Origin of the sequence: Streptococcus mitis (genome assembly GCF_000960005.1) — a bacterium.
Lineage (GTDB): Bacteria > Bacillota > Bacilli > Lactobacillales > Streptococcaceae > Streptococcus > Streptococcus mitis_CK.
Genome location: NZ_JYGP01000002.1, coordinates 753578 through 779003 on the forward strand (window position 1 = coordinate 753578; position 25426 = coordinate 779003).

Here is a 25426-nt window from a genome sequence, read left to right on the forward strand (position 1 = left end):
TGATTCACTCCCGCTTGGTAAGCCAAACAGGACTAATGCTTTTTGCACTAGCCCGAGTACCTCAACAACAAAGCAAATTGATTAAACTTAGCTGTTTTCATGTTTGACTTTCTCCTTCGTTTGATATCTTGTTTAGTATTTTAGCATAGGCAAAAGTACTTGTCAAGAAAAAATCCAATATTTTCTGAAAATTTCTTCAGTAGAGAATATTTTGCTAATTGAAAGTTCTTGAAAAATCTTGAAATGTTTCATTTTTTAGTGGTTAAGTTCCAACTTTTTTCTATCAATTCTAGCACTTCTTCATCTGATAAAGTATCATCAAGCGCCACACTAATCCAGTAGCGTTTGTTCATATGAAAGGCTGGATAAATGCCCTTTTTTGAAAGTAAGTCAGCTACTTGGTCATGTTTGAGGTTGACTGCTTCTACCTGTCCTTCTCTGCCCTTTTCCAACTTATCCCAAGAGATTTTCATCAAGACGGCATACCACTTTTTATTGCCTTCGTGTCTTAACACTGCTGTATCAGGCGACTTCTCCCACAAATACTCCAACTGATTGCCATACTTTTCCTGAACTTGAGTCATGATTCGTTTAGTCTGAGGACAGATAAAATCCTGTACATCAAAACAAGCCTTCCGAATCTGGTAGAGAATCTCCAGACAAGCCTCACGGACACTTGCAACAAAACTTCCTTTAAAACTTTCCATATGGACTTGTGGATAGAGGTCACCGGTTTCCTGGTCAAGGACTTGAAAACTCACATTATCAGCAGTGATGGATACAGTCATGACAAAGTCACCTTGCAAAATCTGGCAACTATAGGTCCAGACTCCCCCATTTTCTACAAAACCATAAGCACTAGCCTTTTCTTGATTAAATTGATAGGATTTAAAAATTTCAAACATAAGTGAAAACTGCTACCCAAAGCTAGCAGTTCCTTTCTATTTTTTAAAAGACAACCTTAGTTCCGTGCAATTGTGTCACGCCCAGCTGGTCGATAAAGGTCTGACGGTTGTCAAGGTCAATCCCCCCACCTGGTAGAATTTCAATTTTATCTTTAGCGTGCTCCAAAATTCTGTGATAGTGAGCAAAACGTTTTTCTAAGGAGTCGCCAGACACACCAGCACGAGTTAGGATACGAGTGACTCCAGCTTGACTAAGCCAGTCAATAGCTTCCAGTTGATTTTCATCGCTCAATTCATCAAAGGCCATGTGGAAGACAATTTCCATTCCTTTTGATGCAGCAATTAACTTTTCAAGATTAGGCTTATCCAACTTCTTACCAGCAGTTAAAGCTCCAAAAACAACCCCTTGACTTCCAGCATGAGCAGTCAAACGAATATCTTCTAGCATAATAGCAATTTCTAGTTCATTATAGACAAAGTCGCCACCACGTGGACGAATCATGGTAATGATGGTCGTATCGTAGTTAGCTGCCAATTCAACCGCTGCCTTGGTCACTCCATAGCTGGGCGTTGTCCCACCAACTGCTAGATTGTCACAGAGTTCGATTCGACGAGCTCCAGCCTGCATCGCTTTTTCAAGCAAGGTCACATTTTCAGCACAAAATTCGTAAATCATTTGATTCTCCTTGAGTATTACTTTGAATTTATTATATCATATTGTTGTGAATATGCTTTCATTTTTATCAAGGGAAATAGTTACAAATTTTACTTATTCTTTGTCTGGAATGACCTTGAAGAGATAATAGGTGATAAAGATAGTCAAGGCTCCCAGACCGATTTTGACTGGTAAGAGAGGGGCAAAATAAATGGAAATTCCCATCAAGATGTAGATAGATACGATGATTTTTTTCTTTCGTTCACGCGCAATGGACTTAGTCTCGCGAAAATCAGCTACATAACTCTGATAGAGCTTGGTATGATAAAGCCAATCTTCGAAGCGCTTGGAACTTCTTGAAAAACAAGCAATAGACAACAAAAGAAAAGGCGTTGTAGGCAACAAGGGTAAAACAACCCCAATAATAGCCAAGGCTAGTGATAAAAAACCAATTATTAGATAGATAAGACGCATAACTTCTCCTAGTTAATACTCTTCGAAAATCTCTTCAAACCGCGTCAACGTCGCCTTGACGTAGGTATGGTTCCTGACTTCGTCAGTCTTATCTGCAACCTCAAAGCAGTGCTTTGAGCAACCTGCGGCTAGTTTCCTAGTTTGCTCTTTGATTTTCATTGAGTATAAAATAATCTTCTTCTAGTTTCGCATACAATGGTGAATTTTGTCAAGTTCTAACCAAAAGAGCCTGAAATTAACTTTCAGGACACTCCTCTTATTTAATCTTTTCTTCCTCGTAGTCGCCTTTGCTACAAACAACCTGCTTGCCACCACCACGGACTTTTTTCTCCATAAGAAAGTTGCCACATTTTGGACAGTCACGACCAACAGGCTTATCCCAAGAGGTAAATTCACATTCTGGATAGCGATTACAACCATAGAAAAGGCGGTTACGTTTTGTTTTACGCTCAATGATTTGTCCCTGATGACAACTTGGACACTCTACACCGATTTCTTTCACGATTGCTTGAGTATGACGGCAATCTGGGAAATTGCTACAAGCGTAGAACTTACCAAAACGACCAAGTTTAATGACCATTGGACTGCCACACACTTCACAATCAAATCCAGCGGGTTCATCCTTAATCTGGATTTTCTCCATTTCTTCTTCAGCCTTGGCCACTTCTTTAGAAAATGGTTTGTAAAAGGCATCAATAACACGTTGCCACTGCTCTTTTCCGACTTCGACATCATCTAGCTTGCCTTCCATTTCAGCTGTAAAGGTTACGTTTACGATATCTGGGAAATATTCAACGATGAGCTTATTAACAATTTCTCCCAACTCTGTTGGTTCAAAACGTTTGGCTACAAGGCGAACATAATAACGTTTCTGAATAGTTTCAATGGTTGGTGCGTAGGTTGACGGACGGCCAACCCCATTTTCCTCCAAGGTCTTGATCAGTGTCGCTTCAGAATAACGGGCAGGCGGTTGAGTAAAATGTTGCTCTGGTTTGCTATTGACCTGTTTAACAACATCTCCAACAGCCATATCTGGTAGCATCTTATTCTTGTCAGAATCATTATAAATGGCAAGATAACCATCAAACTTAACCTGACTACCATTGGCAGCAAATTGAACTCCATTTTGCGACAATTTAACAGCCATAGTATCAAAGACAGCAGCTGTCATCTGGCTAGCCACAAAACGATTCCAGATAAGGGTATAGAGCTTGAGCTGGTCCTTGTCCAGATACTTAGCAATACTTTCAGGTGTATTAAAAACGCTAGACGGGCGAATAGCCTCATGGGCATCCTGAGCACCTGCAGCATTTTTAACCTTGCTACCATGCTTAGAATACTTGCTACCAAAACGATCCGTAATGAAATTTGCAGCTTCATTTTGGGCTACAGGACTGATACGGGTCGAATCAGTACGCATATAAGTAATCAAACCTTGGACACCAGAACCAATATTAATCCCTTCATAGAGCTGTTGGGCAACCATCATGGTCTTTCGAGTACGGAAATTGATTTTATTGGCAGCATCCATCTGCATAGATGAAGTAGTATAAGGTAATGGAGCATTGCGTTTGCGCTCTTTCTTATCCACCTGATCCACTGAAAAGTCTTTACTAGTCAGACGAGACAAGACTTCCTTGACCTCATCATTGCTAGTCAGTTTCAGCTTTTTGCCATCTACTCCATAGAAGGATGCCTGAAATTGCTTGGTTCCCTTTTTAAAGACAGCATCAATTGTCCAGTATTCTTCAGGCTGAAAGACATTAATTTCATTCTCACGGTCAATGATTAACTTAAGCGCAATAGACTGAACGCGACCTGCTGACAAGCCCTTCTTGACCTTTTTCCACAAAATAGGCGAAATCGAATAGCCTACCAAGCGATCCAGGACACGGCGTGCTTGTTGAGCATCGACCAAGTCCATATCAATCTTACGCGGTTCTTTAAAAGCATTTTTGACAGCATCTTTGGTGATTTCATTGAAGACCACACGGTTGGCATCATTTTCATCCAAGTTGAGAATATGAGCCAAATGCCAAGAAATCGCTTCTCCTTCACGGTCCGGGTCACTCGCCAGAAAGACTTTATTAGCTTTTTTAGCTTCTTTTTTCAAGTCATTGATAAGAGGACCTTTTCCACGGATATTGATATATTGCGGTTCATAATTATTTTCAATATCGACTGACATACTGGATTTCTTCAAATCCCGAATATGTCCGACACTGGCTAAAACCTTGTAGTTTCTGCCAAGATATTTTTCAATCGTCTTGGCCTTAGCAGGCGACTCCACGATTACTAGATTTTTTTTAACTGTTGATTTTTTCTTTTTTGTTGCCGTAGCCACAGTATCACACCTTTTCAAAGTAATAAACTTTATAAAGTGTAAACCATTTTGGCATAACTGTCAAGACTTAGCTCCTATATATAGAAGAAAAGTTGGTTTAGAAAGAGAAATTTTATCTTAAAATTCAAATTCCGCAAGAACATCCTTCCCACTGGTGACCAATTTTGCCCCTTCTTGAATCAAATGATGGCAACCGTCTGATAGTCCATCTAAAACGCTACCAGGAATAGCAAAGACATCGCGCCCTTCTTCCATTGCTCTCTCACAGGTAATGAGACTACCTGAGCGCATCTTGGCCTCTGCTACAATCACGCCACGACAAAGTCCAGCGATGATGCGATTACGGGCAGGAAAATGAAATTTCAGAGGTTGTTCGCCAGGTCCATATTCACTGAGAACCAGATGGTCATTGCCGATGTAGTCTTGCAAGCGTTTATTGGCTTTAGGATAAAACACATCCAGTCCTGTTCCAATCACTGCAATGGTTTTTCCGCCATTCTGAAGAGCTGCCATATGAGCTGCTGTATCAATGCCCTTGGCTAATCCACTTACGATTACCAGTTCATTTTCCAAGCCTTGAATAACTTTTTCAACTGACCTAGCTCCCTGTTTGCTACAAGCACGACTGCCCACGACTGCTACCTTAGGGAATTTCAAGAGGTCAAGATTTCCCTTGTAAAATAAAAGCACAGGCGCATCGTATATTTCACTCAAATCCCAAGGATAACAGTCATCTAAAATAGAGAAAGATGGAAATTTTTGAAATTCTGTCTCCAAATGCGCATCATCTATCTGAAAATAACGTTCCATAAAAACGGCTGGATTTCGGCAACCTGATATATCTGCAATATCACCTAACAACAGTTCTTGATCAACATTTTCACCGTATTCTAGGACATTCAAAATCTGTTGATTGGTCAAACCTGATTTTTTTAACTTATAGATTTCATAGTTTGTGATTTTCATAAATATCTCCATTTCTTTTTCTACTCATCTATTTATTCGTAAAAAATCAAAAAAACATCCGACTATTTTAGCCAGATGTTGAAATCTTTAATTTTCGTTTTTAAGAATTTCTTCTAATTTATGATAGTCTTGGACACTATCGATCTCATAGATGCTATTGCCTTCTAATTCTTCAACATAGACATCTAGCTCTTTGATATTATCCTTAACCATATTGTCCCAGTAGAGATCAACAAATTCACCACTCGCATAAGCCTTGTCTATAAAGCTGACAATTTTTTCTGCAGTTGGAGCATCCCAGAATGAAACACCACTCAGGATACGACCAGCCTTACTATCAACAATAATGTCTTGAACTTTGTAGTCATCTCCATAGACCAAGAACCATTCGTTGGTACAATCTTCACGATAAACACTAAAATAAGTAGAACGTGTCAAATCATTGCGGAACATATTTTTAAAGAGATAATTGTCAGCATCAATAACATAGCTGTTGGCCAATTCTTCTTTTACAAGATAGAGAGAGTAAAAATTATTGTAGTCAGCGTATTTATCATTGAAAACGAGGCGAACACCGTATTTCTCTTTCAAGTAATCGAATTGTTCTTTAAGATAACCAACAATGATGATGATGTCATCGATTCCTTTTTCTTTTAAAAACTCAATTTGGTATTCAATCAAGGGTTTTTGATTAACCTGAACCAAGGCTTTAGGGGTATTTTCAGTCATAGGACGCAAGCGAGTTCCCAAGCCCGCTGCTAAAATGATGGCTTTCACACAAATCTCCTTTATTCTTTAATAATAATATAAACTCCAGCAATAACGACAAGTGACGTAATAATTGTCAGCATATCTAGTGGCGCACCCAAGAAAACAACTGCAAACAAGACTGTCCATACTACATAGCTCACATTCAAGCCTGTAGCCTTGGCTGGTTGCAAGCGATTGATAGCGATATAATAAGCCAAATAGGAAATCATATCAAAGGCTGCAAAGACAATCATAAGACCTAACAATTGTCCATTGGCCACTTCTGCAAATGACCGATGAGAGAAGAGCACAATCACAAGATAGGACAAGAATGAAGTCACTTGGCGGATTAAGAGGGCTTCGATTTCACTTAATTCACTTTCCATAGCAAAAGAGCTTAGAACACTCTCACTTCCCCATGCAATGGCACAAACCAAAGCACAGAGAATCCCAATGTAGAAGGAATTGACCTGTTCAACCTTATAGGTCTGAGCAATTATCCCTCCAATAATCAAGACAATCCCAAACACAGTATTTTTCGAAATCTTGTGCTTCAAAAAGAAGAAAGCCAATAAAACTGAAATCGCAGGATAAATAGCCGATACTGATGAAGCCAAGGAACTTCCGATATACTTAACCGCATAAAGATTGGCCTGCATACCGATAGGGCCTGCTAATAAGGCTCCGATGATAACACTAACATTGCGAATATTTAAGAAAATTGAGAGACGAACTTTTCCTTCTTTCACCAAGAGAAAAACTAGTAAGATAAAGATACTCAAGAAATCGTGAGCAGCGGCCACCACAAAGGGCGACAAATCTGTAAAAATCGAAAAGATATAAGCACTAATCGTTAGACCTAAACCCCAGAAAATACCTGAGAGTAGACCAAAAGAAACTCCATTTTTATTTTTCATCTAAACCTCCATAATATGACAAACCTTTAACAGCTCTTTGGTAACGACTCACACCATAGTCACCAAAATCTGCACCTTGCTCTTCTTTGTAGACTGTCCATAGACTCCAAATAGCATCTTGTAAAATTTTATAAATGGCAATCTTTTCACGAGAGACAGGTGTTTGCTCACTCTCATAATGAGACAAGAAGTCTTCTTCCTCTTGACGAGTAAATTCGGACTCTAAAAAGAGGGCTGCCAAATCCCACATTGGATCGTTCATTGATGAATATTCCCAGTCAATCAGATAAAGTCGTCCTTGAGGTGATTCGATAAAGTTTTCAGGTACCAAATCGATATGACAAGATTTTCTATCAACACCTAAGTCAGCCAGTCTTTTTTCTAAGGAGAAGACTTCTTCTCTAACAGCTTCATAGTTGGCATAAGGGATTTTTTCCTCAATCAAAGATTCGTATTTTTTGATTTCTTCAAAAGGAGCAAATTCTCCTCTTAATTCCTTTCCAGACGCATGAATGGTTTGTAAAATTGGAGCAATTTTATCAAATTTGGTCTTAATTGAAGTCGCATCAAGCGTAATAGCAGATTCGATATACTCATTTACTTTGATACCAGCATCAATATCAAAAAGATAATTTTTTACATCTAAGTCTAAATCTTTAAGTAGTTCAAGATTGTACTTTTCATCTTGACGATTGATCAGCTTTTCTGTTCCTTTACCAAAGAACTTAACGATGTATTGCTTATTTGTTGTTTTGACCAAATAGTTTTGATTGGTCATCCCCCCCAGTTGTTCAACACTGAGGACTTCCTCTTCTTGACTAAGTAAGGAAGAAATTTTTTCTTTAATGATTTTCTCCACAATTAACCTCCAGTTCTTATACTTCCCACTTAAACACGGTTTTAAAGGCTGTGTTTAAGTCGGTCGCAAAGACACGGTGAATATCTTTAATTTCTCTTACAGGTTCTTCTAGATAAAGGATATTTTTAAGACGATTGGCAAATTTCTTGACTTCCATCATTTGGATGGCATTTTCAAAATCAGTGCGACCAGAACGAGAGGACCCAACCAAAAGCAAGCCTTTTTCTAAGGCATCACGTGTATTGAGATTGACTTTATACTCGCTAACACCCATCATGAGAATCGTTCCCTGAGGACGAATGTAGCGAATCAAATCATTAATAGCTGGTCCAGTACCATCACCACCACAACACTCAAAAGCATGATCAAAGGCCAAATCTTCAGGAATATTATCAGTAATATAGCATTCTTTGGCAAATGAGAAGAGTTCCAACTTTTCCCAATGACGACCAATAACCACGATCTCTGCTTCTGGCAAAGTATAGTTGATAATATTAGCAACTACAAAAGCTAAACTTCCATCTCCGATAACGGCGATTCGGTCCCGCTTGCTATGAGCAAGGGTCAATAGACGACTCATAGCGTGCATGCCGACACTGACAAACTCTGTAATCGCTGCAACCGTGTCTTCAATAGCATCATAAGCCACCACACGATCTTTAGGGAGAGAAACAAACTCTCTCATAAAGCCATTAAATCCACTAGACAAGAAATGGGTCCCTGTCATGTAGTTCTCATAGAATTCTTCATCACTCTGCATAGGAGGCTGATTGGGAATCATGACAACCTTTTGCCCAACCTCATAGGTTCCCGTCGGGTCAGAAATAACGGTTCCACATGACTCGTGAATCATTGCCATTGGAAGCTTTTTATTCAAAATCTTGGGATCACGTTTTCCTTGATAATAACGCTGATCCGCATGACAGACCGCCATGTAGTTGGGACGGATAAGGATATGATTTTCTTGATCTATAGCCTCTTCCTGGTATTTGACATTGATAAACTTAGGCTTAGTTAGTTGATAAATTTGATTAATCATTTTACTAGTCTTTCTCAATCATACTTTTTGCAATCTTCAAATCTGTTACGGTTGTAATCTTCAGATTTGAGTATTCACCTTTGGCCAAGGCCACATCTTTTCCTTTGATCACAAAGATTTTACATGCATCTGTCAAGATTTCCTTCTCTTCAGCAGAGAGGGAACCGTAAAGGTCCATGAAGTCCTTGCAACGGAATGTTTGAGGTGTTTGTCCTTGATAGAGGTGAGCACGATTTGGAATATCTGTAATGAATTGACCATTAGTACTTTCAACGATAGTATCAACCGCTTCTACCACTGTGTCCACTGCGTCATGATTTTGGGCAAGTTTGATATTGTCCTGAATCATGCGAAGTGTAATAAATGGACGAACAGAATCGTGGGTAACAACGATATCATCTGGAGTAAGCGGACGATAAGCATCAATGGCTTCAATGATTTTCTCAATACTTGTATTGCGGTCAGCACCACCTTTTGTAATGATGATACGTTCCTTATGAAGAGGAAGATATTTATCTACAAGATCTTCTGCATGAGAAACCCAGTCTCCATGAACCCCAACTACAATTTTTTCAATACTTGGTTCCAAGACAAATTTTTCAATTGTATGAATCAAGATAGGTCGATCACCTAGCTCTAAAAATTGTTTTGGCAAGTTACTGATTCCCATGCGTGTGCCAGTTCCACCAGCAAGAATTCCTGCATAAATCATCTATTTTCTCCTTTGTCTTACTAAAAAAACTTATTCTCTCTATTATACCACAATCTAGTCCTATCATAAAAGAAATACTAGACCTCCCGTTCTAGAATAGGAGGATTAAGGAGTTCTATTTTTCAAAGAAACTAGTCCATTTCTAGTAATGACTAGGAATTCTATAGTCATTACTAATAAATGGCTGTGAAATTTTAGAGTTCTTCAGAATAATATACTTTCCTTAAAAAAAACTTAAAATCAAACTTTGAAACTTCAAAGTGATTGCTTGACTTACTGCCCTTCATTTCTTATTAGCTAACTTTATGATATAATGAAAAATGAGGTAAATTGAATGAAAAGTATAAAATTAAATGCTCTATCTTACATGGGAATTCGTGTCTTAAATATTATTTTTCCCATCTTAACTGGAACCTACGTCGCGCGTGTCTTGGACCGAACTGACTATGGTTACTTCAACTCAGTCGACACAATTTTGTCATTTTTCTTACCCTTTGCAACTTATGGAGTCTATAACTACGGTTTACGGGCCATTAGTAATGTCAAGGATAACAAAAAAGATCTGAATAGAACCTTCTCTAGTCTTTTTTATTTGTGCATAGCTTGTACGATTTTGACCACTGCGGTCTATATCCTAGCTTATCCTCTCTTCTTTACTGATAATCCAATCATCAAAAAGGTCTACCTTGTTATGGGGATTCAACTCATTGCCCAGATTTTTTCAATCGAATGGGTCAATGAAGCTCTGGAAAATTACAGTTTTCTCTTTTACAAGACTGCCTTCATCCGTATCCTGATGTTGGTCTCTATTTTCCTTTTTGTCAAAAATGAGCACGATATTGTTGTCTATACACTGGTGATGAGTCTATCGACACTAATTAACTACCTGATTAGTTATTTTTGGATAAAAAGAGACATCAAACTTGTTAAAATTCACCTAAGTGATTTTAAACCACTCTTTCTCCCTTTGACAGCCATGTTGGTCTTCGCCAATGCCAATATGCTCTTCACTTTTTTGGATCGCCTCTTCCTCGTTAAAACAGGGATTGATGTCAACGTTAGTTACTATACTATGGCTCAACGAATTGTGACCGTTATAGCTGGTGTGGTGACTGGTGCAATTGGAGTGAGTGTACCCCGTCTCAGTTACTATCTGGGGAAAGGAGACAAGGAAGCCTATGTTTCCTTGGTTAATAGAGGTAGTCGAATCTTTAACTTCTTTATCATTCCACTGAGTTTTGGACTCATGGTTTTAGGACCAAATGCCATCCTCCTTTACGGTAGTGAAAAATATATCGGGGGCGGTATCTTGACCTCTCTCTTCGCTTTTCGGACGATCATCCTAGCTTTAGATACCATTCTTGGTTCCCAAATTCTCTTTACAAATGGCTATGAAAAACGTATCACAGTCTATACAGTCTTCGCTGGATTACTCAATTTGGGCTTAAATAGTCTCCTCTTTTTCAACCATATCGTGGCTCCAGAATACTACCTACTAACAACTATGCTATCAGAGGCCTCTCTACTTGTTTTCTATATCATTTTCATCCATAGAAAACAGCTTATCCACTTGGGACATATCTTTAGCTATACTGTTCGATACTCTCTCTTTTCACTTTCCTTTGTAGCAATTTATTTCCTGATTAATTTCTTGTATCCTGTAGATATGGTCATTAATTTACCATTTTTGATTAATACTGGTTTGATTGTCTTGCTATCAGCCATCTCTTATATTGGTCTACTTGTCTTAACAAAAGATAGCATTTTCTATGAATTTTTAAACCATGTCTTAGCCTTAAAAAATAAATTCAAAAAATCATAGGAGTTTAAAATGAAACAACTAACTGTTGAAGATGCCAAACAAATTGAATTAGAAATTTTGGATTATATTGATACTCTCTGTAAAAAGCACAATATCAACTATATTATTAACTACGGGACCCTGATTGGGGCAGTTCGACATGAAGGCTTTATCCCTTGGGATGACGATATTGATTTATCCATGCCTCGAGAAGACTATCAACGATTTATTAACATTTTTCAAAAGGAAAAAAGCAAATATAAGCTCCTTTCCTTAGAAACTGATAAGAACTACTTTAACAACTTTATCAAAATAATAGACAGTACGACTAAAATTATTGATACTCGGAATACAAAAACCTATGAGTCTGGTGTCTTTATTGATATTTTTCCTATGGATCGATTTGATGATCCTAAAGTCATTGATACTTGTTATAAACTGGAAAGCTTCAAACTTCTGTCTTTCAGCAAACACAAAAATATCGTCTATAAAGACAGCCTTTTAAAAGATTGGATACGAACAGCCTTTTGGTTGCTCCTTCGACCTGTTTCTCCTCGTTATTTTGCAAATAAAATCGAGAAAGAAATTCAAAAATATAGTCGTGAAAATGGTCAGTATATGGCCTTTATCCCTTCTAAATTTAAGGAAAAGGAAGTCTTCCCAAGTGGTACCTTTGATAACACAATTGATTTACCCTTTGAGAATTTGAACCTTCCTGCACCTGAAAAATTTGATACTATTTTGACTCAATTTTACGGGGATTATATGACCTTGCCACCTGAAGAAAAACGCTTCTACAGTCATGAATTTCATGCCTACAAATTGGAGGATTAGGATGCAATATTTAGAAAAAGAAGAAATTAAAGAAATCCAACTAGCTCTGCTAGATTATATTGATGAGACTTGTAAGAAACATAATATTCCTTATTTTCTCAGTTATGGAACCATGCTTGGAGCTATCCGCCACAAAGGTATGATTCCTTGGGATGATGATATTGATATTTCTCTCTATCGTGAAGATTATGAACGTTTATTGAAGATTATTGAGGAGGAAAATCACCCTCGCTACAAGGTTCTTTCCTACGATACCTCTTCTTGGTACTTCCATAATTTCGCATCGATTTTGGACACTTCTACTGTCATCGAAGACCATGTCAAGTACAAGCGTCATGACACCAGTCTCTTTATCGACGTATTTCCAATTGATCGCTTTACAGATTTGAGCATTGTCGACAAGAGCTATAAGTATGTGGCCCTTCGTCAACTGGCTTATATCAAAAAATCACGCGCAGTTCACGGTGATAGCAAGTTAAAAGATTTTCTAAGATTATGTAGCTGGTACGCCCTCCGATTTGTCAATCCTCGTTACTTTTACAAGAAAATTGATCAGCTAGTCAAAAATGCTGTAACCAACACTCCTCAATATGAGGGAGGAATTGGTATTGGTAAAGAAGGAATGAAAGAAGTCTTCCCAGTTGATACCTTTAAAGAACTCATCTTAACTGAGTTTGAAGGCCGTATGTTGCCCGTCCCTAAAAAATATGATCAATTTTTAACCCAGATGTATGGGGATTATATGACACCACCATCAAAAGAAATGCAGGAGTGGTATAGCCACAGTATTAAAGCTTATCGCAAAAGCTGATTAAGCAGTAGTTTACAAGAAAAAATATAACAAAAAAGAGAAGATCATTACACCTTCTCTTTTTTCTATTTAAATTGCTTCTGTGACAAAACTACGGCTTTCCAATACTTTGAGCATGGCGTTAGCTGTATCTAGGGCTGTGAAGAGGGGCACTCCGTGTTCAATGGCTGAACGACGGATTTGCTCTCCATCTTCGTCTGCAGTTCGTTTGGTTCCTACTGTGTTAATGATAGCTTGAATTCTTCCTTTACGAACAAAGCTTGGAATATCCTTATCGTCATCACCAATCTTACCAACAGGTTGGGCTTGCAAGCCATGACTGGCAAAGAAGGCTGCTGTCCCTTCTGTCGCGAGGATTCCATAGCCAATATTTTGGAAACGACGAGCTAAGTCCAAAGCTTCTTCTTTGGCATCATCAGCGATAGTAAATACAACGTTACCAAAAGTTGGCAAGTGGAGGTAAGAAGCTTCAAAGGCCTTATAGAGAGCTTTTTCCAAAGTAGTATCAGAACCCATAACTTCACCTGTTGACTTCATTTCAGGACCGAGCAAGCTGTCTACCTTAGCTAGTTTGGTAAAGGAGAAGACAGGTGCCTTGATATGAACGCGAGTACTTTCAGGGTAAAGACCATCTTGGTAGCCCAGTTCTTCAAGGTTTTGACCAAGAATGAGCTTGGTCGCCACCTGAGCCATAGGGATATTGGTTACTTTTGAAAGGAATGGAACCGTACGGCTGGCACGTGGATTGACCTCAATAACATAGACTTTTTCATCCTTGATAACAAACTGGATGTTCATCATTCCAAGACAGTTAAGACCAATTGCTAGGCGCTTAGTATAGTCTGCGATTGTTTCTTGCACCTTTTGCGACAAGGTTTGTGGTGGGTAAACGGCCATTGAGTCACCTGAGTGAACACCAGCTCGTTCGATGTGCTCCATGATACCAGGGATGAGAACATTTTCTCCGTCTGAAATGGCATCAACTTCACACTCTTGTCCAACGATATAAGAATCAACAAGAACTGGGTGGTCTGGACTAGCCTTAACAGCAGTTCGCATGTAAGAACGAAGGTCTGCTTCGTTTTCAACGATTTCCATGGCACGTCCACCAAGTACATAAGATGGGCGGACAAGAACTGGGAAGCCAATCTTGCGAGCCGCAAGCACTGCTTCTTCTTCATTGGTAGCAGTTTGTCCTGGTGGCTGTGGAATATCCAAATCTTTAAGAGCTTGCTCGAAGAGGTCGCGGTCTTCGGCACGGTCTAGGTCAGCAACCTGTGTACCAAGGATGGTCACACCTGCTTTTGCCAATGGCTCCGCAAGGTTGATGGCTGTTTGACCACCGAACTGAACGATAACCCCTTTTGGTTGCTCCAAGTCGATGACATTCATGACATCTTCGAATGTTAATGGCTCAAAGTAAAGCTTATCTGACACAGAGAAGTCTGTTGAAACGGTCTCTGGGTTTGAGTTCATGATGATGGCTTCATAGCCAGCCGCTTGAATAGCCTTAACCGAGTGAACAGTTGCGTAGTCAAACTCAACACCTTGACCGATACGGATTGGACCAGAACCTAGGACTAGTACAGATTCCTTATCAGACTTGATAGACTCATTTTCCCAACCATAGGTTGAATAGAAATATGGTGTTTCAGAGTCAAACTCCGCCGCACAAGTATCGACCATCTTATAAACAGGAACAATCTTGTTTTCCAAACGAAGTTGGCGCACTTGGTCAGCAGTCGTTTTCCAGAGCTCAGCAATCTTACGGTCTGAAAATCCATTCAATTTTGCAGTTTTCAAAACTTCAAGATCTTGTGGATGGGCACCCAACTCCTGCTCAATTTCAAAGATATGTAGGAGTTTATCGAGATAAAAGATATCGATTTTTGTAAGCTCTGCAATCTCTTCAGGTGTATAACCACGACGAATAGCTTCTGATACATAGAAGAGACGGTCATCTTGGGCCTTGACAACTTTTTCAATCAAGGCATCATCAGAAACTGCTGCAAGTTCAGGCATTTCATTGTGGTGCACCCCAATTTCAAGGGAGCGGCAAGCCTTAAGGAGAGATTCCTCGATGTTACGACCAATCGCCATGACTTCCCCAGTGGCCTTCATCTGAGTACCAAGACGGCGCTCACCCTTTTCAAACTTGTCAAATGGGAAACGTGGAATCTTGGCAACAACGTAGTCAAGGGCTGGCTCAAACATGGCATAGGTTGAACCTGTGACTGGGTTGATAACCTCATCCAAGGTCAAACCGACGGCAATCTTAGCAGCTAACTTAGCAATCGGATAACCTGTCGCCTTTGAAGCAAGGGCTGAAGAACGTGATACACGGGGGTTTACTTCGATGACATAGTATTTGAAGCTATGCGGATCAAGGGCTAGCTGAACGTTACACCCACCTTCAATCTTGAGAGCGCGGATAATACTCAAGCTAGCGTCACGAAGCATTTGGTTTTCATAGTCTGACATGGTTTGGGCAGGGGCAAATACAATGGAATCCCCTGTGTGAATCCCAACTGGATCAAAGTTTTCCATGTTACAAACAACCAAAGCATTATCAGCTGAGTCTCGCATCACTTCGTATTCGATTTCCTTGAAACCTGCGATTGAACGCTCAATCAAACATTGGGTAACAGGTGACAATTTCAAACCATTTTCAGCGATTTCACGCAATTCTTCCTCGTTGGCACACATACCACCACCAGTACCACCAAGTGTAAAGGCTGGACGGACGATGACTGGGTAGCCAATTGTTGCTGCAAAGGCAACAGCTTCTTCAACAGTGTTTACAATTTCAGATTCTGGAATGGGTTGTTCCAATTCTTCCATCAATTGTTTAAAGAGGTCACGGTCCTCCGCTTGGTCAATGGCAGATAATTTGGTACCCAGAAGTTCAACACCAAGCTCATCTAGAATACCATTTTTAGACAATTCCATGGCCATGTTGAGCCCTGTCTGACCACCAAGGGTTGGAAGCAAAGCATCTGGACGTTCCTTACGAAGAATACGTGTCACAAACTCAAGTGTAATTGGTTCAATATAAACCTTATCAGCAATTTCCTTGTCCGTCATGATGGTGGCAGGGTTTGAGTTAACCAAGACAACCTCATAACCTTCCTCTTTCAACGACAAGCAAGCCTGGGTCCCAGCGTAGTCAAACTCAGCAGCCTGACCAATAATAATCGGACCAGAACCAATCACCATAATTTTTTGAATATCAGTACGTTTAGGCATAGTTTATGATACAAAGCCCGTAAAGAACACAGTGAAAATAGGAAACTCGGTGCAGACGCCTTTAGCGTCAAGACGATGTTTATCTTTTTCACACAGTTCTTAGGGCGTGTTCACTTCCGCGAACAATGTATCTTCTCCTTTCTATTCGGCAACTCTCGGGTTGCCATTAAATAAATTCTCCGACGAGCTTTTACTCGTTCTTAGTTTGATTGTTTAAAAGCTTCCATCATCTCGATAAACTCGTCAAATAGGTAGCTTGCGTCGTGTGGACCAGGGGCTGCATCTGGATGGTATTGAACAGAGAAAGCAGGTTGGTATCTGTGACGTACACCTTCGACTGACTTGTCATTGATTTCTTCATGGGTAATGATCAAGTGCTCTGGCAAATCCTCACGGCTAACTGCATAACCATGGTTTTGACTTGTAAAATCCACACGTCCTGTAGCAATTTCACGTACCGCATGGTTGAAACCACGGTGACCAAACTTCATCTTGTAAGTCTTAGCCCCGTTTGCCATAGCAAAGAGTTGGTGCCCCATACAAATACCAAAAATTGGAATTTTTCCTTGTACACCACGAATCATGTCGAGTGCTTGTGGAACGTCTTCGGGGTTACCTGGACCGTTTGACAACATAACTCCGTCAGGATTGAGATGGAGAATTTCTTCTGCCGTTGTTGAATAAGGAACGACGGTCACGTTACAGTTACGCTTAGAAAGCTCACGTAAGATTGAGTGCTTGAGACCAAAGTCCACTAGCACCACGCTTAAACCAACTCCTGGAGCTGGATAGGATGTTTTAGTAGAAACCTGCTTGATATTGTCTGTCGGCAAAACTGTTGCTTGGAGCTGGTCAGTTACATGGTCCATGCTGTCCCCAACATGGGTCAAGGTTGCACGCATGGTACCATGCTTACGGATAATCTTGGTGAGTGCACGCGTATCAATCCCTGAAATACCCGGAATTTTCTTGGCTTTCAAAAATTCATCTAGCGTCATTTGGTTGCGCCAGTTGCTGGCTCTACGCGCCTCTTCGAAAACAACGACTCCTTTACAAGTTGGAATAATAGATTCGTAATCATCACGGTTGATTCCATAATTTCCTACCAAAGGATAAGTAAAGGTCAAGATTTGTCCATTATAAGACTGGTCTGTAATGGATTCTTGGTAGCCGGTCATCCCTGTATTAAAGACGATTTCGCCTGTTACATCAATATCTGCTCCGAAGGCCTTGCCTTCAAAAACTGTGCCATCTTCTAATACTAGAAGTCTTTTTGTCATATTTTCACCTCTCGTGGACGCTCACTGGCGTCTTTTAACGTCTTGTGTTTTAGTTGGCGTTTCTACTCGCCAGTACGGATTCTAAGATTGCCATTCGAACAAAGACACCATTGGTCATTTGTTGGACAATCCGTGATTTTGGTGCTTCAACCAAGTGGTCTGCGATTTCTACATCACGGTTGACTGGAGCTGGGTGCATGAGGATTGCTGTTTCTTTCAAACGGTCGTAACGTTCTTGAGTCAAGCCATGTTGGGCATGGTAGTCCTCTTTTGAAAAGATAGCTCCACTATCATGACGTTCATGTTGCACACGGAGAAACATCATGACATCCACCTGATCAATGATTTCATCAATAGTTACAAACTGCCCATAGTCTGCAAACTCTTGACTTCTCCATTCCTCAGGTCCAGCAAAATAAAGTTCTGCACCTAAGCGTTTCAAAATCTGCATATTGGATTTAGCAACGCGTGAGTGGTCCAAGTCACCTGCAATAGCAACCTTAAGACCATCAAAGTGACCAAATTCCTCATAAATAGTCATCAAATCAAGCAAGCTCTGGCTAGGGTGTTGGCCCGAACCATCTCCACCATTGATGATGGAAGTCGTAATCGTGGGACTAGCAATCAACTCTCTGTAGTAGTCAACCTCTGGGTGGCGAATCACACAGACATCCACTCCTAGTGCAGATAGGGTCAGGATAGTATCATAAAGTGTTTCACCCTTATTGACCGAACTAGTCTTCACATCAAAGTCAAGTCGTTCCAATCCCAGTTTAATTTCTGCCACTTCAAAGGACTTATGCGTCCGTGTAGAATCCTCAAAGAAAAGATTGGAAACAATCGGATGGTCTTCATAAGGAAGCTGGGCTCCATTTTTAAACTCAATTCCTCGCTTGATTAATTTCATCACTTGATCGACAGTGAGGTCTTCCATGGACACCACATGGTTCAATGCTTGTTGATTTTCTGACATGGCTACTCCTTAGCTTTCTAAGCTTCTTCAGTAATCAGAACTCTGTCTTGGCCATCAAGTTCTGCCATCTCTACGATGATTTCTTCAGAACGACTAGTTGGGATATTTTTTCCAACGTAATCTGGACGGATTGGCAATTCTCTATGTCCACGATCGACTAGAACTGCTAAACTCACGCGCGCAGGACGACCATGACCTACAATATTATCAATAGCAGCACGGATGGTACGACCTGTATAGAGCACATCATCCACCAAGATAACTTCGCGGTCTGTCACATCGACAGAAACCAAAGAAGTATCTTCTCCACTTTTAACATCATCACGGAAAGGTTTAGTATCCAATTCCACAACAGGAACTGAAAGATTTTCTAGCTGCTCCAAACGTTCTTGGATTCGGTGGGCGATAAAGACACCGCGAGTTTTAATACCAGCCAAGACGATTTTATTCAAATCTTTGTTGCGTTCGATAATCTCATAAGTAATACGCGTAATCGCTCGTTTGACGGTCAATTCGTCTACAACTTCTTTTGCCTTCATGACAAACCTCCAAAAAGAAAAGTCTCCTTAAACAAGGAGACTTGAAATGTATAGCCAAGCGAGCCCTACTGCAAACAGTATAGACTTCACCCTTCTACTTTATCGCGCTCCTTGCCTGCCTCACGGGACAGGTTTAAAGGAATATTTAGTTATCAAATACTATAGCACAAAGCATGCTTAAAATCAAGCAAAAACTTTTGATCCCTTATCTTATAAATTGCTAAAATCATATAACTGTGGGTACTGGTCACACTCTGGATTTTTAGGATGACAAATGGCTCTTCCAAAATAAATCATAGCCTGATGGGCTGCTAACCACTGCTCCGGCGGCAAGATATCCATGACCCGCTTTTCCACCTCAAGTGGTGTTGCTGATTTTTTGACGATATCATGGTGTTTGCAAATACGCTCCACATGAGTGTCTACTGCAAAGGCTGGAATTCCAAAGCCCACACTCATGACAACATTGGCAGTCTTGCGACCAACACCTGCTAAACTCTCCAATTCCTCACGTGTTTGAGGAACTTGACCATCAAAGTCGTCTAGTAACTGTTGAGCACATTTTTTAAGGAATTTAGCCTTATTCCGATACAGTCCCAGGCGAGAAATATGTGAAGCAATCTCACTCTCAGTCGCCACAGACATGGCTTGTGGCGTTGGAAAGGCAGCAAAGAGACCCGGTGTAGCCTTATTTACCGCTGCATCCGTTGTCTGAGCTGACAACATGACCGCAACTAGTAGTTCAAAATGATTGGTAAAATCAAGACTGGGCTTGGCATCTGGAAAAAGAGCAATGATTTCTTCTAGCACCTTTCGTGCGCGTTTTTTTGACAAGACCATTATTCGTCTCCATCAAATAGTCCTTGTAAGCCAGCAAAAGGACTGTTTTCTTCTTTCTTAACTGCCTGTTGAGCTTGGTATTCTTCCTCTGTCATGATTTGCCAGTCATTTCCTGAAACAAATCCTTGACCAGCTTCTTCTTCAGCCGTCAAGACCTTGATAGGAATGTTTAGTAGGATATTGTCTGACACGCTCTCAGCAAGGTCAAGTTCCCCATTTTCGATAGGCAAGACCAAATCATCGTCTAAAACTTCTTGATCTAGCTGGTTGGTTGCTCCTTCCATGAAAACTTCCGTTACTGGATAAGATTCAACTAACTCAACCGGCTCCATACTGCGACTTGAAGCAAGAACAATGGTATAAGATAGTTGATAATCTAAGAAATACATACGGTCTTCGTACTGTACTTTCCCAACCGCATGGATATCTTTTACATCTAAAATTTCTTGATTGCGTGCACGCAGGTCTGCGGCTAGGTCTAACGTTTGTTCAAAATGCAAGCCTTCAGGCTGCTTACGAATTTCTTGAATATTTAATTTCATACTTCCTCCATAAAGATTTACTCTCTTGATTATATCATGAAAAGCCTACAAATCAGCCCACCAAACTTTATAATTAAAACTCGATTCTTTAACATATTTACTATGACATTTTGTTTTTTAGTGCTATACTATAGGCAATAATACATCAGAGCAAGGAGGATGCTCATATGGAAGACAAAGAACTCATTACTAATGCAACCCAACTCCTATCCGAGTTAAATAAAAGTTTCCAAAGCTGCAAACAGGGTAGGGCAGATGATATTCGACTGCAAGAGCTGCTAAATACTACTCTGCAAGAGCTCAAAAAAGCGGAAAAGTTGGACAACAGTATCTTAATAGACCTTGAGAAATTTTACCAACGTACCAGTCTTCTGATAGGTCTCGGTAGCCTAAAACTGAATGACCAAGCACGCACTGCTTGGCGAAACTATGACAAGTTCCATTACGAGCATGTCAAACACGTACTAACTCTTTATGGACCTGTTTTTGGGTTTTAGAGCATAGAATTTCCAGTTTTCTGTTGACAAAATTTCCTTAAAGGTATAGGATAGAGGTACTAATACTCGGAGGTAAGGGAGACATGAACAACTAAGTCTATCAAATAAAGAACTTTATTTAGTAGATCTTGTTTTTGTCTCTTTTTGCATGCTCTTTTATGCTCTTTTTCTGGCATTTTATACTCAATGAAAATCAAAGAGCAAACTAGGAAGCTAGCCGCAAGCTGCTCAAAACACTGTTTTGAGGTTGTAGATAAGACTGACGAAGTCAGTCACATATATACGGTAAGGCGATGCTGACGTGGTTTGAAGAGATTTTCGAAGAGTATTAATAGAGTTTTTTTGACATAGACATTGGCTCTACTAAGTAAAGTAGAGCTTTTTGTTATGCACTATTGGACATTCTAGAAAGGGCAACAATATGATAAAAATCAATCATCTGACCATCACACAAAACAAAGATTTACGTGATCTTGTCTCAGACTTAAACATGACTATCCAAGACGGGGAAAAAGTAGCTATTATTGGAGAGGAAGGAAATGGCAAATCAACCTTACTTAAAACTTTAATGGGGGAATATTTGTCTGATTTCACTATCAAGGGAGACATCCAGTCTGACTATCAGTCACTGGCCTATATTCCTCAAAAACTTCCCGAGGAGCTGAAAAAGAAAAGTCTACACGACTACTTCTTTTTAGATTCTCTTGATTTAGACTACAGTATCCTCTATCGTTTGGCTGAGGAATTGCATTTTGATGGCGATCGCTTTGCTAGCAACCAAGAGATTGGCAGTCTATCAGGGGGCGAAGCTTTGAAAATTCAGCTCATCCATGAGTTAGCCAAACCCTTTGAGATTTTATTTTTAGATGAACCTTCAAATGACCTAGACCTTGAGACGGTTGATTGGCTAAAAAATCAGATTCAAAGGATTAGACAAACTGTTATTTTCATTTCCCATGATGAAGAATTTCTTTCTCAAACGGCAGACACTATTGTCCACTTGCGACTGGTCAAGCACCGTAGAGAAGCGGAAACACTAGTAGAGCATTTAGACTATGATCGCTACAGTGAGCAGAGAAAGGCTAATTTTACCAGACAAAGTCAGCAAGCTGCTAACGACCAAAGAACCTATGACAAAACCATGGAAAAACATCGCCGAGTCAAGCAAAATGTAGAAACTGCACTTCGAGCTACCAAAGACAGTACTGCCGGTCGCCTATTGGCTAAAAAGATGAGAACTGTCCTCTCACAAGAAAAACGCTACGAAAGGGCAGCTCAGTCCATGACTCAAAAGCCACTTGAAGAGGAACAAATCCAACTTTTCTTTTCAGACATCCAACCATTACCGGCTTCCAAAGTCTTAATCCATCTGGAAAAAGAAAATTTGTCCATTAACGACCGAGTTTTAGTTCAGGAGTTACAACTAACTGTCCGTGGCCAAGAAAAAATCGGTATCATCGGCCCAAATGGTGTTGGAAAATCGACTCTGTTAACCAAATTGCAACAACTACTAAGTGCCAAAAGAGAGATTTCTCTTGGTGTTATGCCACAAGATTATCACAAGAAATTGCAATTGGATTTATCCCCAATAGCCTATCTTAGCCAAACTGGACAAAAAGAAGAACTACAGAAAATCCAATCTCACCTAGCCAGTCTCAATTTCAGTTATCCAGAGATGCACCACAAAATTCGCTCCTTATCCGGCGGACAACAGGGTAAACTCCTGCTTTTGGATTTAGTCCTGCGCAAACCAAACTTTCTCCTGCTAGATGAACCCACACGAAACTTTTCTCCCACTTCTCAACCCCAAATTAGAAAACTCTTTGCAACCTATCCAGGCGGTATCATCACTGTTTCGCATGACCGTCGTTTCTTAAAAGAGGTCTGTTCGACTATCTATCGCTTGACAGAACACGGTTTGGATGTAGTTAATTTAGAAGATTTATAAACTTTGAACATAGCAAAAATCCAGAGACAACCTCTGGATTCTTTTTACATCTGTTTTAAACGTTCAATTCGCTCTGAGATAGGTGGGTGGGTATAAAAGAGTTTTTGGAACCCTCCCCCTTTCTTGGGATCATTGATATAAAGTGCGCTGCTGGCATCATCAACGTGGTGATGCATCGGCTCGCTATTATCCAGCTTACGTAGGGCATTAATCATTCCTTGAGGATTGCGGGTCAACTCGACACTGGAAGCATCAGCTAGAAATTCCCTCTGACGCGAAATAGCTAGTTGCACCAAGGTTGCAGCGAGAGGTGCCAGCACAATTGCAAGTAGGGAGACCACTAGCATAATGATTTCAAGACCATTTCCATCTCTATCATCGTCACTTCGTCTGCGACCTGCTCCACCCCACCACATCATACGACCTGCCATACTAGAAAGCATGGTGATAGCACTAGCAAGGGCGACAGCAATAGTCGAAATACGGATATCGTAATTACGAATATGACTGACTTCATGTCCCATAACAGCTTCTAGCTCCTCACGATTCATGATAGCTAGGAGACCTGACGTCGCAGCAACCGCCGCATTTTGAGGGTTAGAACCTGTCGCAAAGGCATTTAAGGCTGGATCATCAATGATGAAAACACGAGGCATAGGAATCTGAGCCACCATAGCCATATCTTCCACTACATGGTAGAGGTCTGGTGCCATTTGCTCATCAACCTCACGCGCTCCATTCATGGACATGACAATCTCTGTCGATTGAAAAATCATGGACAAGGCATAGATAAAGCCGATAATCAGTGCGATAACCAAACCACCAATCCCAGACCTCATAAAGAGGTAACCAACCGCATAGCCAACAAGAGCTAAAAGTAGGAAAAATACCAGCAACAAAATCCACGTTTTTCGTTTATTGCTTGCAATTTGATCAAACAACATCTTAGTCACCTAAACCGCTAAAATCAACTTTAGGAACTGCCTTTTCCTCTTCTGGTGTTTGAAGGAAATCTGCTGCTTTAAATCCAAACATCCCAGCGATAATATTGCTTGGGAAAGTTTCTAATTTTACATTGTAGTTGCTGACAACACTGTTGTAGAGTTGACGAGAGTAAGAAATTTTATTTTCTGTGTTGGTCAACTCCTCTTGCAATTTAACAAAGTTGGCACTAGCTTTCAAGTCTGGGTAGCTTTCTGCAACTGCAAAAATACCTGAAACTTGACGAGTGAGGGCATCACTAGCTTTCATAGCTTCTGCTGGTGAAGTCGCTGCAGCAACTTGATTGCGAAGTTCTGCCACCTTTTCAAGGGTAGAACCTTCATATTTGGCATAACCTTTTACAGTCTCAATCAAGTTTGGCAAGAGATCATTTCGACGTTTCAACTGAACATCAATCTGACTCCAAGCCTCCTTTGTTTGCATACGATTCTTAACCAAACCGTTATAGCTAACAATCACAAAAATAACAATAAGAGCAATAACTCCAAGAATAATCCAAGTCATTATATAAGTCCTTTCTGCTTTTAGATTAGTACCAGTATATCAAATTTTTAATGATTGTGGTAAAATAAGATGATACTAAAGAAGGAAATAACTATGAAACCAGAAACATTTTACAACTTGCTTGCCGAGCAAAATCTTCCACTTTCGGACCAGCAAAAAAAACAATTTGAACGTTATTTTGAGCTCTTGGTCGATTGGAATGAAAAGATTAATTTGACGGCTATTACAGACAAGGAAGAAGTTTATCTCAAACATTTTTACGATTCGATTGCACCTATTCTGCAAGGCTTGATTCCTAATGAAAATATCAAACTTCTTGATATTGGAGCTGGGGCAGGATTTCCTAGTCTGCCGATGAAAATCCTCTATCCTCAGTTAGATGTGACCATCATTGATTCGCTAAACAAGCGCATCAACTTCCTCCAACTTTTGGCTCAAGAACTGGATTTAGATGATGTTCATTTCTACCATGGACGTGCCGAAGATTTTGCCCAAGACAAAAACTTCCGTGCTCAGTATGATTTTGTAACAGCTCGTGCGGTTGCCCGTATGCAAGTGCTATCTGAATTAACTATTCCCTACCTTAAAGTTGGCGGAAAACTATTGGCACTCAAGGCTAGCAATGCTCCTGAGGAATTATTAGAAGCTAAGAATGCCCTCAACCTCCTCTTCAGTAAAGTCGAAGACAATCTCAGCTACGCCCTACCAAATGGAGATCCGCGCTACATCACAGTGGTAGAAAAGAAAAAAGAAACACCAAATAAATTTCCACGTAAGGCTGGCATGCCCAATAAACGCCCGCTTTAAATTTTTTAGTAAAAAAATATTTACAAAGTTCGTAATTTCTGCTATACTATCACAAGCAAAGGTTTTTAATGTCATCCCGTGAGGTGACGAAGACGCAGAAATATTTAAAACTCTTTAAAATCTAGATTTTAGAGAAGTCTTACTCTGAGGGCCTATTGCTGTAAAATAATGGGCTCTTTTT

24 protein-coding genes are annotated in these 25426 nt (G+C 40.1%); 6 read left to right on the forward strand and 18 right to left on the reverse strand.

What is annotated here, in order from left to right:
- Positions 1-248 precede the first annotated feature (248 nt).
- From TZ90_RS05070 to TZ90_RS05120, 10 genes are all read right to left on the reverse strand, one after another.
- Positions 249-905, reverse strand: coding sequence for an MmcQ/YjbR family DNA-binding protein (locus TZ90_RS05070; protein WP_045611813.1), 657 nt, complete (start codon positions 903-905; stop codon positions 249-251).
- 43 nt (positions 906-948) lie between these two features.
- Positions 949-1581, reverse strand: coding sequence for a copper homeostasis protein CutC (locus tag TZ90_RS05075; protein ID WP_045611814.1), 633 nt, complete (start codon positions 1579-1581; stop codon positions 949-951).
- A gap of 93 nt (positions 1582-1674) precedes the next feature.
- Positions 1675-2034, reverse strand: coding sequence for a YbaN family protein (locus tag TZ90_RS05080; protein WP_045611815.1), 360 nt, complete (start codon positions 2032-2034; stop codon positions 1675-1677).
- 256 nt (positions 2035-2290) lie between these two features.
- Complete coding sequence (topA, locus tag TZ90_RS05090) at positions 2291-4378, reverse strand: type I DNA topoisomerase (protein WP_045611818.1); 2088 nt, start codon at positions 4376-4378, stop codon at positions 2291-2293.
- Positions 4379-4495: 117 nt separating this feature from the next.
- Positions 4496-5344 carry a DNA-processing protein DprA gene (dprA, locus tag TZ90_RS05095; RefSeq protein ID WP_045611820.1) on the reverse strand — a complete coding sequence of 283 codons (849 nt, stop codon included), beginning with the start codon at positions 5342-5344 and terminating at the stop codon, positions 4496-4498.
- 87 nt (positions 5345-5431) lie between these two features.
- Positions 5432-6121 carry a CTP--phosphocholine cytidylyltransferase gene (locus TZ90_RS05100; protein WP_045611822.1) on the reverse strand — a complete coding sequence of 230 codons (690 nt, stop codon included), beginning with the start codon at positions 6119-6121 and terminating at the stop codon, positions 5432-5434.
- Between the two features lie 11 nt (positions 6122-6132).
- On the reverse strand, positions 6133-7011 hold the full coding sequence (locus TZ90_RS05105) for a DMT family transporter (RefSeq protein WP_045611823.1): 879 nt from the start codon (positions 7009-7011) through the stop codon (positions 6133-6135).
- On the reverse strand, positions 7001-7870 hold the full coding sequence (locus TZ90_RS05110) for a phosphotransferase family protein (protein WP_045611824.1): 870 nt from the start codon (positions 7868-7870) through the stop codon (positions 7001-7003). Before TZ90_RS05110 ends, TZ90_RS05105 begins: the two co-directional genes overlap by 11 nt.
- 16 nt (positions 7871-7886) lie before the next feature.
- Positions 7887-8909, reverse strand: a complete 1023-nt coding sequence (locus TZ90_RS05115; RefSeq protein ID WP_045611825.1) for a ribitol-5-phosphate dehydrogenase — start codon at positions 8907-8909, stop codon at positions 7887-7889.
- Between the two features lie 4 nt (positions 8910-8913).
- Entirely contained in the window at positions 8914-9621 is a 708-nt protein-coding gene (locus tag TZ90_RS05120; RefSeq protein WP_045611827.1) for an IspD/TarI family cytidylyltransferase, read from the reverse strand.
- A gap of 334 nt (positions 9622-9955) precedes the next feature.
- Here TZ90_RS05120 and tacF point away from each other — a divergent pair, with 334 nt between their 5' ends.
- From tacF to TZ90_RS05135, 3 genes are read left to right on the forward strand one after another with little or no spacing between them, the layout of a single operon-like run.
- Positions 9956-11443, forward strand: a complete 1488-nt coding sequence (gene tacF / locus TZ90_RS05125; RefSeq protein ID WP_045611829.1) for a type IV teichoic acid flippase TacF — start codon at positions 9956-9958, stop codon at positions 11441-11443.
- Positions 11444-11452: 9 nt separating this feature from the next.
- Entirely contained in the window at positions 11453-12256 is an 804-nt protein-coding gene (locus TZ90_RS05130) for a LicD family protein (RefSeq protein WP_045611830.1), read from the forward strand.
- A 1-nt stretch (position 12257) separates the two neighbouring features.
- A complete protein-coding gene (locus tag TZ90_RS05135; protein ID WP_045611831.1) occupies positions 12258-13067 on the forward strand; it encodes a LicD family protein in 810 nt (269 codons plus the stop codon).
- A 69-nt stretch (positions 13068-13136) separates the two neighbouring features.
- Here the strand turns inward: TZ90_RS05135 and carB are convergent, their stop codons facing one another.
- The 6 genes from carB to TZ90_RS05165 all read right to left on the reverse strand — a co-directional run bounded on the left by carB (position 13137) and on the right by TZ90_RS05165 (position 20487).
- Positions 13137-16313, reverse strand: a complete 3177-nt coding sequence (gene carB / locus TZ90_RS05140) for a carbamoyl-phosphate synthase large subunit (RefSeq protein WP_045611832.1) — start codon at positions 16311-16313, stop codon at positions 13137-13139.
- Between the two features lie 200 nt (positions 16314-16513).
- The gene (locus tag TZ90_RS05145) at positions 16514-17593 is read right to left on the reverse strand and encodes a carbamoyl phosphate synthase small subunit (RefSeq protein ID WP_000166853.1); all 1080 of its coding nucleotides are present in this window, start codon (positions 17591-17593) and stop codon (positions 16514-16516) included.
- A 49-nt stretch (positions 17594-17642) separates the two neighbouring features.
- Positions 17643-18566, reverse strand: a complete 924-nt coding sequence (locus tag TZ90_RS05150) for an aspartate carbamoyltransferase catalytic subunit (RefSeq protein ID WP_045611833.1) — start codon at positions 18564-18566, stop codon at positions 17643-17645.
- Between the two features lie 17 nt (positions 18567-18583).
- Positions 18584-19105 (reverse strand): bifunctional pyr operon transcriptional regulator/uracil phosphoribosyltransferase PyrR, encoded by a 522-nt coding sequence (gene pyrR / locus TZ90_RS05155; protein ID WP_000644747.1) that lies wholly within the window; start codon positions 19103-19105, stop codon positions 18584-18586.
- Positions 19106-19315: 210 nt separating this feature from the next.
- On the reverse strand, positions 19316-19945 hold the full coding sequence (gene nth / locus TZ90_RS05160) for an endonuclease III (RefSeq protein ID WP_000244443.1): 630 nt from the start codon (positions 19943-19945) through the stop codon (positions 19316-19318).
- Positions 19945-20487 carry a YceD family protein gene (locus tag TZ90_RS05165; protein ID WP_045611835.1) on the reverse strand — a complete coding sequence of 181 codons (543 nt, stop codon included), beginning with the start codon at positions 20485-20487 and terminating at the stop codon, positions 19945-19947. Before TZ90_RS05165 ends, nth begins: the two co-directional genes overlap by 1 nt.
- A 167-nt stretch (positions 20488-20654) precedes the next feature.
- Between TZ90_RS05165 and TZ90_RS05170 the strand changes: the two genes are divergently transcribed.
- Together TZ90_RS05170 and TZ90_RS05175 are read left to right on the forward strand one after the other, a co-directional pair.
- Positions 20655-20984 carry a hypothetical protein gene (locus tag TZ90_RS05170; RefSeq protein ID WP_033681988.1) on the forward strand — a complete coding sequence of 110 codons (330 nt, stop codon included), beginning with the start codon at positions 20655-20657 and terminating at the stop codon, positions 20982-20984.
- Positions 20985-21405: 421 nt separating this feature from the next.
- A complete protein-coding gene (locus TZ90_RS05175; protein WP_045611837.1) occupies positions 21406-22932 on the forward strand; it encodes an ATP-binding cassette domain-containing protein in 1527 nt (508 codons plus the stop codon).
- 44 nt (positions 22933-22976) lie between these two features.
- On the opposite strand, the gene htpX is transcribed toward TZ90_RS05175, so the two are convergent.
- Entirely contained in the window at positions 22977-23876 is a 900-nt protein-coding gene (htpX, locus tag TZ90_RS05180) for a zinc metalloprotease HtpX (RefSeq protein ID WP_045611840.1), read from the reverse strand.
- Between the two features lies 1 nt (position 23877).
- Complete coding sequence (locus tag TZ90_RS05185; protein ID WP_000219822.1) at positions 23878-24438, reverse strand: LemA family protein; 561 nt, start codon at positions 24436-24438, stop codon at positions 23878-23880.
- Between the two features lie 93 nt (positions 24439-24531).
- Between TZ90_RS05185 and rsmG the strand changes: the two genes are divergently transcribed.
- Positions 24532-25245, forward strand: a complete 714-nt coding sequence (rsmG, locus tag TZ90_RS05190) for a 16S rRNA (guanine(527)-N(7))-methyltransferase RsmG (protein WP_045611842.1) — start codon at positions 24532-24534, stop codon at positions 25243-25245.
- Positions 25246-25426 lie beyond the last annotated feature (181 nt).